The following is a 12,359-nucleotide window of genomic DNA, read 5'->3' as shown; positions in this document are numbered from 1 at the left end:
ACTGGCAGCGCACTGCGCCTGTCCAAGATCTGTTCTGTGCCGCCGATACCGTACGGGTATCGTCGCACCATGGAGCTACGCACGCTGCGCTATTTCGTGGCGGTCGCCGACGAGCTCCACTTCGGCCGGGCCGCCGCCCGGCTGCACATGAGTCAACCGCCGCTCAGCCGGGCGATCAAGCAGCTGGAGAACGAGGTCGGCGCCGCGCTGTTCGACCGCTCGCCCTCCGGAGTCTCGCTCACCCCGGTGGGGGCCGTGCTGCTGGGCGAGGCGCGGGCCCTGCTCGACCAGGCGGACCGGTTGCGCGTACGCGTGGCCGCGGCGGCCGGCACCGCGGCCATCACGGTGGGTTTCCTGGGGGACAGCGCCGACCCGGCTGCGGCCCGGCTGGCCGACGCCTACCGTCGCCGGCACCCGCAGGTCGAGGTCCGCATCCGCGAGACCGACCTGACCGATCCCACCTGCGGCCTGCACGCTGGGCTGGTCGATGTGGCCCTGACCCGCGGGCCGTTCGACGAGACCGGTCTGACCGTACGGGAGTTGCGCGCCGACCCGGTGGGCGCGCTGGTGCGCGCGGACGATCCGCTGGCCGGCCGGGACAGCGTGAAGCTGGCCGAGCTGGCCGACCGCCGCTGGTTCCTGTTCCCGGAGGGCACCGATCCTGCCTGGCAGTCGTACTGGAACGGAGGGGCGCCTCGGGAGGGTCCGGTGGTGCGTGCCGTCCAGGAGTGCAGGCAGGCCGTTCTCTGGAACGGCACGGTCGGCATGACTCTCCTGAACCACCCACAGGCGGACGGGCTCGCCGTGGTGCCGCTGATCGACATGCCCCCGAGCCGTGCGGTGGTGGCGTGGAAGGAGGGCGACACCAATCCGCTGATCCGCTCGTTCGTCCGGCTCGCGATCGCCGCCTATCGCGACGGAGCCTTCGCCAGCACCTAGACCAGCACGGCCGCGAGCACTGGGGGCTGGCCGAGCCGGACTGGTATCTCCAGGGTCCCTACGCGACCCTGGCGGACTGCGAAGTCGCCTTCCAGGACGCTGCGCAGAACGGTCAATACACCGGGCTCGTCGGCTGTCACTGGTTCCGCGGAGGTGGCGTTTTTCGGCCGGGCTATTACTACGAGGTTTACATACCCTGATCAAAAGTGATTTTTGCGGAGCATCTAATGCTTCGCGCACAGCAGCAGCAAGGCCCGCTTCCGAAGGTCCCTGGAGCGGGCCTTCTGCATTTACAGCGTTACGGCCAATCGGCGGCCTTAGGTGTGCTGGGATGACGAACTGGGCGCGTTCCAATGATTCCGTGAGGGGCCGCAGATGCGGGAAGGCATGTCCGACTACGAGGCCCGGGCCTGGGCCGCCTTGCTCGACGGCGAGCGGAAGCGCCGGAACGGCTTGAGAGCACGCGTGGCAGGCAAGGTGGCAGTCGTCACCAAGCGGGCCGGCGAGCAGATCAGGAGGGTCCCCGGCGCGGAGAAGGTCGTGGAACTCGGTGACGAGACCATCGTCAAGGCGCTGGAGGGCGGCTTCAAGGCCGTGTTCCTGCCCGCGCTGCGTTCGGCGTCGCTGGAGAAACGCGTCGAGAAGCTGCGTCGCAGGCACCAGGATCTGGGTGCGGGGTCGCCGTTCAAGTCGCTCGACCTCAAGGACCTCGACAAGGGCCGGCCCACGTTGACCATCCCGTTCATCGGGGTCCTTCAATCCGGCGTCGCCTCCGTCGTGGTGACCGGAGCCACGGTCAGCACGACTGTGAGCGGTGGCACGACAGCGGCAGTCGCGGTCGTGGCGGTGGCGTCGGACGCGGTGATCTCGATGGCCCTCCTCGGCCGGGCAGTGTCCGAGGTCGCCGTCCACTACGGCTACGACCCTCGGGAGCCCGGAGAGGAGTTGTTCCTGATGGGGGTCCTGAACTACAGCATGGCGTCATCGTCCGCGAGCAGGACGGCTGCTCTCGCCAGCCTGTCGCGCCTCACCCAGATGATGATGCGCCGCGCGACATGGAAGCAGTTGGGCAAGGAGCCTCTGGTCCAGGTCCTCCTGAAGATCTTCAAGCTGCTCGGGCTGAGGCTCACCCATGCGCGGCTGGCCAACGTCGTGCCGATCGCCGGCGGCATCCTCACGGCCGGGCTCAGCTTCAACATGCTCCATTCGGCTGTGGACGACGCGACGCGGCTCTACCGTGCCCGCCGTCTGGCCGAGAAGTACGGGCTGTCGTGGGAGGAGTGGCTCACCGAGCCGACGTCGGTGGCCGAGGCCGCGGAAACCGGCCCGACCGGCCCGGTCGTGGATGCGACGGCGGTCGAGATCGACGACCTGCTCGGTGAGGTCATCGCCGGCGAGGAGGAGGCCGATATCGCCCCAACCGCCGTGGACGACTGACCCCGTCTCCCCGTGACATGGTCGTCATCTGGCGTCGGTAGCTTGATCGACTGGAGGGGGCGTGATGCGTTGGTTCTGGCTGCTTGCCGTTCTCGTCCTGGTCGGTTGCTCGGCCACGGCGCCTGCTCCGAAGGCTGCTCGTGAGGTTGCGGTCCCGCCGAAGGCTCCCGTCCGCGTGGAGCAAAGCGTGGTGCACATCGAAGGAGAAGCGCCGTCGTGCGATGTGATGATCCAGGGGACGGGTTTCGTGTACGCCCCTCAGCGGGTGGTGACTGTGGCGCATGTGGTGGCCGGCGTCATCCCGGTGTCTCTCGTCGTCACCACTGTCGGCGGCGAGGTGTACGAGGGCAGCGTCGTGGCCTTCGATCCCGATGTCGACGTCGCGGTCCTCTACGTACCCGATCTTCCCGCGCCTCCGCTGCGCATCGCCCGGCTGTCCACGTTTCCGCTGCGTCTCCCCGGGATGTCGCTCGGCGAGGCCCGCTTGCTGAGCCACTCGAAGGGCGCGAAGCGTCTGGTGGCCCAGCAGATCAAGATCGAGGGGCGCATCGAGGGCGAAGGCCCGAACATCTACAGGGAACACGATGTGAGCAGGATGATGCTTACGGTCTCCGGTCACATGGACGCGGGTGTGAGCGGCGCCCCGCTGATCGTCGAGGACGGCACGGTCGCCGGGATGATGGTCGGGGCGGCGACGGATGAGCCGGACCGTGGCTACGCGCTGACCGCCGAGGAGATCCTTCCCGTCGCCGACGCCGCGACCGATGCCACGAGGCATGTCTCGACCCGGAAGTGTACCGGGGACCGCTCGTCCCGGACACCGTAGAGCTTTCTGCGGAGTGACGGCTTTCCCGCGCGTTGATCTGTCCAGCAGAATGGGTGTTGTGGCGAATTCCGTCGAGGCGCCCCCAATGCCGGTCACCCTCAGGGCGGCTCGTGTCCTCATCACGATCCAGGTGGCATTCAGCCTGGTGGGCACCGGGCTCATGCTGGCTTTTTTCTTCTCCAGTTTCCGTTGGCAGTACCTACCCGGACTCGCCTATGTCGCGGGAAGCGCGGCCATTCTCGGATGGCTGCTCAGCCGGTGGATGAGTCGCCGGGTTCACCTGCGCTGGTCGATCGTCGCCATGCAGCTGGTGATGGTCGGCGCCAGTGTCATGGACGACGCCGTCTTCTCCACCGCCTTCTGGCGGTCGGTGGTCCTCGGAAACGGCCTCGCCTGGACGGTCGTCGTGCTGCTCTTGTTGCCCTCGGCCGGGCGGTGGTTCGACAAGCCCCGTGAGCTTCGGTAATTACGCCCGCAGGGTGCGTGATCCCGCTCTGCCTTTTCGGTGGCGGGTGTCGGCGTTGCGTTCCTGCGTGCAGTTGTACAGGCCGCTCGGATTTCAGGCCACCCTGAGCTACTTGGAGGCCAAGGCGGGCCGGTTTCAGCAGGAGGAGTCGGCGCTGTTGCAGGCGTTGGCGCTGGTCGAGGCCAGTCGGGCGGCTCGGCAGGTCGCGGTGCGCGCTTATGCGGCGAGGCGGCGGGAGGCCAAGAAGCGTGGTCGGCGGGCGCCGAGGGCAGGGGAAATCGATCCGAATGTCCAGGCGAATTTCTACTGGTACGGCGCTCCTCGGGAAGCCGCTCTTTACGCCTTGTGGTTCTGGCGTGAGCGTCGTTCAGCTGAGTTGACGTCGCCGGAGCTCGTTGAATGCGTTGAGGAATGCCTTCGGGCGACGGCCGGACAACGTGATCGCCTCGTGGTCCGGGTCAGGGAGGTCGAGTCGTGGCTCCGGTCGTGGGAGCTGCTGCACGTCGTACGGCACGTCGAGGTCGCTCTGGGATTGTGGACGGATTCGGGCTTGATCGGGACGGGGTCCGTGGCTATATCCTGAGCGGGATGAACCTCTCTTTCAGCAGATTGGGGGTCCCGTTCGCGCAAGGTGAGTGCTGATGCACTCCATTTTCGCGGACGAGGATTCTCGCCTTCTTCGCTGGCTGCGCATGCGCGAGTTCGCCGTGCCGCCCACCATGATCGAACGTGCGACCGCCCGCCGTGCCGTCGGCGACTGGGCGGGGGCGTGTGCCGCGGCGCGCGTGGACGTCGATCTCGACCTGCGTTCCGTGGCCCGCGCCCATGGGCACGAGGTCGCGGCGCGCCTACGGGATGATCTCCGGCATCTGGCCCCTGAGCTGCTGCGCTGGCATCTGCCGCGGGTCGCGCCTGACGGTCTGCTGCGGCCGGGGCTGACCGTCGCGCTCGCGAGGTACGCGCCCGGGTTGCGACTCGTGGCGCGTACGCCGCCGGTCCGGGCGGCGGCGGGGCAGCGGTTCGGCCTGGAGCTGTGGGACGCGGACCGGCCCACGGCGCGCGGGCATCCGCATCCTCGGCCCCATCGGTGTTTCCGGCTCGACCTGCACCGACACCTGTGGGACGTACGCAGGGTGGATGAGCTGCGGGTCCGGTCGGGCGGCGGGCGGCCCGTCCCCGGGCTGCCGAGCGGGTGCGCCGCGGACCGGTGGCCGGACGAGGCGCGGCTGTTGCTGGGCGCGGATGGGCGGGACGGTGACGCGGTCGTCGTACGGCTCGGCGGCCGGCGGCGGCTGACGCTGGACCTCGCGGGGCCGGAGCCGCGGATCACGGCCGCGCCCGCCGGAGGCAGCAGGCTGCCGATGTTGCCGGACGCGGCGACGTGGGTGCTGCCCGACCTGGCGCTGCTGCGGGCGGGCCTGATCAAGGCCGATCGGCTGCATCCGCTCGTCGCGGCGGCGCTCGTCCCCGGGCGCTCGGTGGCCGGTGGTGGGACGCGGAGTCGCGACGCGGACGGCGGGCCGCGGCTGGTCGAGTGCCGGGGCGCCCGGCACCGGATCGGGCTCGTGGACGGGGTGCTCGTGCCGCTGGATCACTCGGCGGACGAGGTACGCCGCGAGGAGCTGCTGGCGACGCTGGGCGGCACCCCGCTGCCCTGCCTCGCGGTGATCCAGGCGGCGCACCGCGATCCGAGCTCTCTTGACGACGTACGGGAGCGGCTGGCGCACGGGGACGTCGCCGGGGCGCTGGCCGTCGTCGAGCGCCTGCTCGGGCCGGGTGCCTCGCTGCCCGACGGCCCGCTGCGGGACGAGCTGGAGCGGGCCGCCCGGCGGCGGGTGGCTCATGGGCTGTTCCGGGCGGAGCTGGACGGGCTCGGGCCCGGCCCCGCGGCACCCGCCCGTTCCCGCCGGCGTACGCGCTGATCCCTGGGCCGCCACGGCCCGCACATCGAGACTCCCAAAGGTGATCCTCTTGTCCATGGACGTCGCTGCCGACCTGCTCGCCCTCCTCCACGACACCGCCACGGAACCCCGCGCCGACCCGCAGCTGGAGGCGCTGACCCTGACCGTCGCGGCCGACCTGCCGGTGCTGCTCTGGGGAGAGCCGGGCATCGGCAAGACCGCAGCCCTGACGCAGCTCGCCGACTCCCTCGGGCTGCCGCTGACGACGGTGATCGCCAGCGTGCACGAGCCGTCCGACTTCTCCGGCCTGCCGGTGGTCGGGAACGATCCGGCGACGCAGGGCGTACCGATGGCTCCGCCGGACTGGGCGGTGCACCTCGCGAGGGAGGGGCGGGGGCTGCTCTTCCTCGACGAGTTGTCCACGGCGCCGCCGGCCGTCCAGGCCGCGCTGCTGCGGCTCGTACTGGAACGGCGGGTCGGCGCCCTCCGGCTGCCTCCCGGCGTACGGATCGTGGCGGCGGCCAACCCGCGCTCGTCGGCCGCCGACGGCTGGGAGCTCAGCCCGCCTCTCGCCAACCGGTTCGTGCACCTGCAGTGGGCCCACGATCACGACGTCGTGGTACGCGGCCTCGGCGGCACCTGGCCACGGGCGTCGCTGCCGCGGCTCGACCCGGGGCGGCTGGCGGAGGCGGTGGCGTTCGCCCGGCGGGCGGTGTGCGGGCTGCTCGCCGCCCGTCCCGCCCTCGTGCACCGGCTCCCGCAGAACGAGGCCCGCCGTGGCGGCCCCTGGCCCTCGCCCCGGAGCTGGGACATGGCGCTGCGCCTGGTCGCCTTCGCCACGGCGGCGGGCACGTCGCGCGAGGTGCTGTCCATGCTGGTCAGGGGCACGGTCGGGGACGGTCCCGGGCTGGAGCTGCTGGCCGCGATGGACCGGATGGACCTGCCGGATCCCGAGTCGCTGCTGGCGGACCCCGCGGGGGCGGAGCTGCCGGAGCGCGGTGACCTGCGGCAGGCCGTGCTCGACGGCGTGGTGGAGGCGGTGCGGAGACGTCCGGACAGGCCGCGGTGGGAGGCGGCGTGGACGGTTCTGGGCCGGGCGCTGGAGAGCGGGCCGCCGGATCTGGTGGTCGTGCCGGCGTCCACGCTCGCGACGTTGCGGCGGGAGGATTGGGACGTCCCCGCCTCGATCGACCGGCTCGCCGGCGCGGTGTCCCTGAGCAGGCAGGCGGATCTGGCCGCGGCCCGGGTGGCGGCGAGGCAAGGCGGATGATCGACACGCAGGAGAGGTTGTTCGCCGCCCGGCTGCACGCCGCCCGCGCCCGCCCCTATCTGGCGACAGCGCTGTACGCGCTGCACGTGGTCGAGTCGCGGCGGGTGCCGACGATGGCCGTGGACCGGCACTGGCGCTGCTACGTCTCGCCCGCGTTCGTCGCCAGGACCCCGGTCGAGGAGCTGGCCGGGGTCTGGGTCCATGAGGTCTCCCACCTGCTGCGCGACCACCACGGGCGCAGCGACCGGGTCGCGGCCGAGCGGGGGCTCACCGGGCCGGGCGAGCGGCTGCGCATGAACATCGCCGCCGACCTGGAGATCAACGACGACGTGTACGGCGACGGGCTGGCCTGCCCGGACGGCGCCGCCGAGCCGGCCGACCTGGGGCTCCCCCGGGGCGAGCTCATGGAGGACTACCTGCGGCTGTTCCGGCTGGGGCCGTACACGCAGGATCTGGCCTGGCTGGACTGCGGCAGCGGCGCGGACGGGCTGGACCGGGAGTGGGACCTCGGTCCTGACGGCGCGTACGGGCTCAGCGACCAGGAACGGGACGCCGTCCGCTTCCGGGTGGCCCAGGGCATCACCGCCCGCCCGGGCAGCGTGCCGAAGGGGTGGCGGAGGTGGGCCGAGGAGGCGTTCCATCCGCCGCAGCCGTGGCGGGAGCTGCTGGGGGCGGCGATCCGCGCGGCCGTCTCCGGCCCGGGGGCGGGCGAGGACTACACCTATGGCCGGCCGGCGCGGCGTTCGGCCGGGCTGCCGGGCGTCGTCCTGCCGAGTCTGCGGCGCCGGCCGCCGCGGGTCGCCGTGGTCGTCGACACGTCGGGGTCGGTCAGCGACGCCGAGCTGGGCGGCGCGCTGCTGGAGGTGGCGGCGATCGTCCGCGCGGTGGGCGGGCGGCGCGACCTGGTCAGCGTGGTGTCGTGCGACGCGGCGGCCCGGGTGGTGCAGCCGCTGTGCCGGGCCGAGGGGATCGCGCTGGTGGGCGGCGGCGGGACGGATCTGCGCCGGGGGTTCGCGCGGGCGCTCAGGACGGAGCCGCGGCCGGACGTCGTGGTGGTGCTCACCGACGGGCAGACCCCGTGGCCGGAGGTGCGGCCGGCGTGCCGGACGGTGGTGGGGCTGTTCCCCCGGGAGCGGCGGGCGTCGTGGCGCGAGGACGACCCCGGCTACGTGCCGGACCGGCCGCCGGCCTGGGCGCGCGTGGTGGAGCTCGACGTAGCGTGAGCGGGTCGTCACTGAGGTGCCATACTCAGGGGCGTGCCCGCCCGCATCTCTCGCGAGGACGCCCTCCTTCTCGGCGGCGCCGTGCCCATGATGGTGCTCAGGGCGGCCGAGCCCGTCGTCCAGCTCCCCCGGTTCCGGCTGGCCGGCAACGGCAGGCCGGCGACGTGTTCGGGCTGTGTGCTCACGCCCGGCGTGACCTTCTCCCTGGTCGAGGGGCCGGGGAGGTTCCGGCTCCTGGTGGAGGGGATCACGCACCACGACGAGGCCGACGGGCGTTTCGCCTGGCTCGACCACGTGGAGCGGGCCGGCGGGGCGGTGATCGCGGTGGTGGGCCGGTGGGACGCCGCGTACGACTGGGCGGGGCTCGCGGCGGGCGGCCGGGCCAGGGGCGGTTATGTGCCGATCGTCCGGCGTGCCGGCCGCGAGGCTCGCGGGTTTAGGACAAGCTGAGCGGAAAATGGCAAGCCGAAAGTGAAATCATGCCATCCCATTGCTAACTATCTGGATTAGTATAACCACTGTGGGTGACGATCTGGCGGGGCGACTGATGCGCAGAATCGGGCGGCGCGGGGCGTCGCTGGTCTTCGTCGGGCTGCTCAGTCTGGTGATCGGCGCTTCGCTCGTGTTCGCCGGGCCCGAGCAGCGGACCTTGCCCGCCTTCACGATTCTGGCCGCGCTCGCCCCGCTGTCCGTATGGGCCGCGGCCTGGTTCGCGGTCGGCGTGTTGTGCCTGGTGCAGACGTTCATGCGGTCCGACAGGGTCGCCTTCGCCGCGGCCACCGCCCTGCTCCTGATGTACGGCCTGATCTTCCTGTCCTCGACCTTCACCGGACAGAACCCGCGCGGCTGGGTGACGGGGGCGGTCTGGCTGGCGTTCGGCGGCTGGATCGCGCTGATCGCCACCTGGCCGGAGGCGGCGCACCTGGCCCGGGTGCCGGTGTCCGGCGGAGCCGCCGTCGTCGTCGCCGACGCCGCCGGCACCATCCTGTCGTGGAACCCGCAGGCCAAGAGGATGTTCGGCTGGAGCACGGACGAGGCCGTCGGCCGCCCGCTCACGGTGCTCATGCCCGACCGCTACCGCCGGCAGCACGGCGAGGGGCTGGCCCGGGTCCGCGCCAACGGCAGGTCGGACCTTTCCGGCGAGGTCATGCCGCTGATGGGGCTGCGCCGCGACGGCACCGAGTTCCCGATCTCGCTGACGGTCAACGCCTGGCACACCGACGACGGCATCACCTATACCGGCGTGATCCGGGCCTTGGGAGGAGGCCGTGGTGTCCGGGATCGCTGACGTGCTCATCGAGATCGCCATCGGGGTGGTCCCTCTTGGGGTGGCCTACCTCGCGTTCAAGTCGGCGACCGACGCCAACAGGAAGACCCAGCAGACCGCGTTGTTGCAGGCCGAACGGCAGGCGGAGCTGGAGCGTTCCAAGGTGGACGCGGAGGCGTTCACCCGCGCGAAGATCATTTACGAGGACGCGCTGAGCCAGATGGAGCGGCAGATGGAGCGGGTGCAGAGCCAGGCCACGCGGCTCGGCACCGACCTGCTCGCCGAGCAGAGCAGCTCCACCGCGATGCGCGAGCACATCCGCCGCCTTCAGGCGCAGATCCGCGCACTGGAGCGCACGGTGGTCGCGCTGCGCACGCAGCTCGTCGGGGCCGGGCTGTCGCCCGCCCCGATCTCGGAGGCCACCGGCCCCTACGCGGTCAACCTCCAGCGCCCGCGCCAGGAGGACTGAGTAAGGGCGTCAGAGGTCGTACGCCTGCGCCAGCAGTTCGGCCGAGCGCAGCCACACCTTCCGGTCGGGGGCGGAGAAGGCGACGATCAGCTCGTCGGCGCGGGAGTGCGCGGCGAAGCGGTCGACATACTCCTTGACCTCGGCCTGGTCGCCGACCGCCGAGTACTTCATCATCTGCAGGAGCTGCTGCCCGGCGGGCGATTCGAGGATCATGTCCGCCTCCTCCGGCGTGAACGTACGGCCCCGCCCGAGGAACTTGCTCACCCGCAGCCGCTTGGCCTCCAGGAACTGCTCGCGGGCCTCCTCGCCGGAGTCGGCGGCGATGACGTTGAGCGCGGCGATGACGTACGGCCGGTCGAGCTGCGCGGACGGCTTGAACTCGGTGCGGTAGACGGTGACCGCCTCCTCAAGCGCCGTCGGGGCGAAGTGCGAGGCGAAGGCGTACGGCAGCCCGAGCATGGCGGCGAGCTGCGCGCCGAACAGGGAGGAGCCGAGGATGTAGAGCGGCACGTTCGTGCCCTTGCCCGGGGTGGCGTGGACCCCGGGGATGCGGGTCTCGCCGGTCAGGTAGCCCTGGAGCTCCAGCACGTCCTGCGGGAACGTGTCGGCGGCCGACGGGGTGCGGCGCAGGGCGCGCATGGTGTTCTGGTCGCTGCCGGGGGCGCGGCCGAGGCCGAGGTCGATGCGGCCCGGGTGCAGGGTCTCCAGGGTGCCGAACTGCTCGGCGATCGTCAGCGGCGAGTGGTTCGGGAGCATGACGCCGCCCGCGCCGAGGCGGATCGTCCGGGTGTGGGCGGCGATGTGGGCGATGAGCACGCTCGTCGCCGAGGAGGCGATGCTGTCCATGTTGTGGTGCTCGGCGTACCAGACGCGGCGGTAGCCCAGCTCCTCCGCGCGCTGCGCCAGGGCGACGCTGGCGGCGAAGCTGTCCGCGGCCGTCTCGCCCTCGCCGATGTGCGCCAGATCAAGGATGGACAGCGGCAAAGCCATGGGTACGCGCCTTTCGTCGATGATCTGGCTCTGTGCAACAGCGACGAGGGCGCGGATATTTCAGCGGATCTCAGCCGCACTGCCGGGCCCCGAGGCGTGGGGCCCGGCAGGCGACGGTCAGGACGCGGTGCAGGTCACCTGCGACGGGGTGGTGTTCTGGCCGCTGGAGTTGACCAGGAAGCCGAACGTGGTCCCGGCGCCGCCGGACAGGTTGCCGTTCCAGGACAGGTTGGTGACGGTGACGGCGCTGGAGCCGGAGAGGTTGCCGTTCCAGAGCTGGGTGATGGTCTGGCCGCTCGGCATCGTCCAGCCCACCCGCCAGCCGGAGATCGCCGACGAGCCGGTGTTGTTGACGGTGACCTCGCCCTGGTAGCCGCCCTGCCACTGACTGGCGATCCGGTACGTGGCGGTGCAGCCCGAGGGGCCGCTGGTGGGGGTGACGGTCGGGGTCACGGTCGGGGTGACGGTGGGAGTCACCGTGGGGGTGACGGTCGGGGTCGGGGCCGCCATGGCCAGGTCGTACGCCCGCTGTGGCACGAACTGCCCGGCCGCCGCGATGCACCCGTCCGACTCGCCGGGCGGCTTGACCCAGAGGAAGGCGTCGACCGCGGAGTCGCCGGTGCTCGTGGTGCTCCAGGTGCCGGTGGCGCGGCCGGCCGGGTCGCACCACTCGCTGCCGGCCGGGCCGTTGCCGTTGCGGCTGGTGTCGATGACGGCCTTGAGCCTGGAGACGCCGGTCGCGGAGATCACGTTCTTCGCGTACGACACCAGGCCCGGCGTCGAGCGGTAGTTGGAGGTGTTGACCGCGATGCCGTCGGCGCTGCCCGCGACGTCGGCCCCGTTGAGCCGGGAGGCGGCCTCGGAGGGCGACAGCCAGGCGTCGTGGCCGATGTCGAAGTAGACCTTGGCCTGGCCGCGCAGCTTCTTGCCCGCGTACGCCATGGACGCCTTGACCTGGGCCTGCTCGGAGGCGTTCATGCAGTTGGTCATGATGGCCAGGGCGTCGGGCTCCAGGATGACGGTGGCCGGGCGGCCGGCCAGACCGAGCGCGATCTGGTCGATCCAGGACCGGTAGGAGGTGTGGTCGGGGGCGCCGCCGGCGCTCGGGCCGCCGCAGTCGCGGTTGGGCATGGCGTACACGACCATGATGGGGATCTTGCCGGCCGAGGCGGCGGCGCCGACGTAGGCGTCGACCTGGGCGCGCACGGTGGACGGGTTGTAGCTGGCGAACCAGCGGCCCTGCGGCACGGCGGCGATGCGGTCCCTGATGACGGGGGTGCGGCTGTCGCCCGGGTTGGCGGCCACCCACTTGGCGGCGTTGGTCTGGGGATCGACGTAGAAAGCGGAGTCGGCGGCCTGGGCGGTGGACGAGGACATGACGACCGCCCCGGCCGCGGCCATGGCGGCCGCCGTGAGGAACGCCGCCAGCACGGGCCTTCTGCGAGACATGCAATCACTCCGTTGGTTGTGTGGGAGCGCTCCCACCGGCACCACGGATGGTAGGTAGCCGTTCACGCCCTCTCAAAGACCTCCGACCGCTCGCGAGCACGTCGCCGCAGGCCAGACCGGAC

13 protein-coding genes are annotated in these 12,359 nt (G+C 71.6%); 11 read left to right on the top strand and 2 right to left on the bottom strand.

Annotated elements, in window-relative coordinates; translation table 11 throughout:
• The first annotated feature begins 69 nt into the window (after positions 1-69).
• The 11 genes from BMW85_RS13095 (at position 70) to BMW85_RS13045 (ending at position 9,798) form a co-directional block, all read left to right on the top strand.
• Entirely contained in the window at positions 70-939 is an 870-nt protein-coding gene (locus BMW85_RS13095) for a LysR family transcriptional regulator (protein WP_091081072.1), read from the top strand.
• A 375-nt stretch (positions 940-1,314) separates the two neighbouring features.
• Positions 1,315-2,376: an EcsC family protein gene (locus BMW85_RS13090; RefSeq protein WP_091081069.1), complete on the top strand. Its 1,062-nt coding sequence runs from the start codon at positions 1,315-1,317 to the stop codon at positions 2,374-2,376.
• A 64-nt stretch (positions 2,377-2,440) separates the two neighbouring features.
• On the top strand, positions 2,441-3,202 hold the full coding sequence (locus BMW85_RS13085) for a trypsin-like peptidase domain-containing protein (RefSeq protein WP_143082252.1): 762 nt from the start codon (positions 2,441-2,443) through the stop codon (positions 3,200-3,202).
• Positions 3,203-3,287: 85 nt separating this feature from the next.
• On the top strand, positions 3,288-3,668 hold the full coding sequence (locus BMW85_RS13080) for a hypothetical protein (protein WP_091081065.1): 381 nt from the start codon (positions 3,288-3,290) through the stop codon (positions 3,666-3,668).
• Positions 3,669-3,780: 112 nt separating this feature from the next.
• The gene (locus BMW85_RS13075; RefSeq protein WP_143082251.1) at positions 3,781-4,251 is read left to right on the top strand and encodes a hypothetical protein; all 471 of its coding nucleotides are present in this window, start codon (positions 3,781-3,783) and stop codon (positions 4,249-4,251) included.
• Between the two features lie 58 nt (positions 4,252-4,309).
• Complete coding sequence (locus tag BMW85_RS13070; protein ID WP_091081060.1) at positions 4,310-5,590, top strand: hypothetical protein; 1,281 nt, start codon at positions 4,310-4,312, stop codon at positions 5,588-5,590.
• A gap of 55 nt (positions 5,591-5,645) precedes the next feature.
• Positions 5,646-6,839: an AAA family ATPase gene (locus tag BMW85_RS13065; RefSeq protein WP_091081058.1), complete on the top strand. Its 1,194-nt coding sequence runs from the start codon at positions 5,646-5,648 to the stop codon at positions 6,837-6,839.
• Complete coding sequence (locus tag BMW85_RS13060; protein WP_091081055.1) at positions 6,836-8,062, top strand: vWA domain-containing protein; 1,227 nt, start codon at positions 6,836-6,838, stop codon at positions 8,060-8,062. Before BMW85_RS13065 ends, BMW85_RS13060 begins: the two co-directional genes overlap by 4 nt.
• A gap of 33 nt (positions 8,063-8,095) precedes the next feature.
• Entirely contained in the window at positions 8,096-8,512 is a 417-nt protein-coding gene (locus BMW85_RS13055; protein ID WP_091081053.1) for a hypothetical protein, read from the top strand.
• A gap of 70 nt (positions 8,513-8,582) precedes the next feature.
• Positions 8,583-9,350 (top strand): PAS domain S-box protein, encoded by a 768-nt coding sequence (locus BMW85_RS13050; protein WP_143082250.1) that lies wholly within the window; start codon positions 8,583-8,585, stop codon positions 9,348-9,350.
• A complete protein-coding gene (locus BMW85_RS13045; protein WP_091081047.1) occupies positions 9,334-9,798 on the top strand; it encodes a hypothetical protein in 465 nt (154 codons plus the stop codon). Before BMW85_RS13050 ends, BMW85_RS13045 begins: the two co-directional genes overlap by 17 nt.
• 9 nt (positions 9,799-9,807) lie before the next feature.
• On the opposite strand, the gene BMW85_RS13040 is transcribed toward BMW85_RS13045, so the two are convergent.
• Together BMW85_RS13040 and BMW85_RS13035 are read right to left on the bottom strand one after the other, a co-directional pair.
• Entirely contained in the window at positions 9,808-10,788 is a 981-nt protein-coding gene (locus BMW85_RS13040) for an LLM class flavin-dependent oxidoreductase (protein ID WP_091081045.1), read from the bottom strand.
• A gap of 117 nt (positions 10,789-10,905) precedes the next feature.
• Entirely contained in the window at positions 10,906-12,237 is a 1,332-nt protein-coding gene (locus BMW85_RS13035; RefSeq protein WP_091081043.1) for a glycoside hydrolase family 6 protein, read from the bottom strand.
• Positions 12,238-12,359 lie beyond the last annotated feature (122 nt).

The organism is Nonomuraea wenchangensis (assembly GCF_900111685.1).
Classification (GTDB): domain Bacteria; phylum Actinomycetota; class Actinomycetes; order Streptosporangiales; family Streptosporangiaceae; genus Nonomuraea; species Nonomuraea wenchangensis.
This window is presented reverse-complemented; position numbering and strand designations above follow the sequence as displayed.

Bases quoted from the DNA above. Each gene is read 5' to 3' on its own strand.
- BMW85_RS13085 (WP_143082252.1), top strand. From the start codon at position 2,441: ATGCGTTGGTTCTGGCTGCTTGCCGTTCTCGTCCTGGTCGGTTGCTCG.
- BMW85_RS13035 (WP_091081043.1), bottom strand. From the start codon at position 12,237: ATGTCTCGCAGAAGGCCCGTGCTGGCGGCGTTCCTCACGGCGGCCGCC.
- BMW85_RS13065 (WP_091081058.1), top strand. From the start codon at position 5,646: ATGGACGTCGCTGCCGACCTGCTCGCCCTCCTCCACGACACCGCCACG.
- BMW85_RS13090 (WP_091081069.1), top strand. From the start codon at position 1,315: ATGCGGGAAGGCATGTCCGACTACGAGGCCCGGGCCTGGGCCGCCTTG.
- BMW85_RS13060 (WP_091081055.1), top strand. From the start codon at position 6,836: ATGATCGACACGCAGGAGAGGTTGTTCGCCGCCCGGCTGCACGCCGCC.
- BMW85_RS13070 (WP_091081060.1), top strand. From the start codon at position 4,310: ATGCACTCCATTTTCGCGGACGAGGATTCTCGCCTTCTTCGCTGGCTG.
- BMW85_RS13040 (WP_091081045.1), bottom strand. From the start codon at position 10,788: ATGGCTTTGCCGCTGTCCATCCTTGATCTGGCGCACATCGGCGAGGGC.
- BMW85_RS13080 (WP_091081065.1), top strand. From the start codon at position 3,288: ATGCCGGTCACCCTCAGGGCGGCTCGTGTCCTCATCACGATCCAGGTG.
- BMW85_RS13095 (WP_091081072.1), top strand. From the start codon at position 70: ATGGAGCTACGCACGCTGCGCTATTTCGTGGCGGTCGCCGACGAGCTC.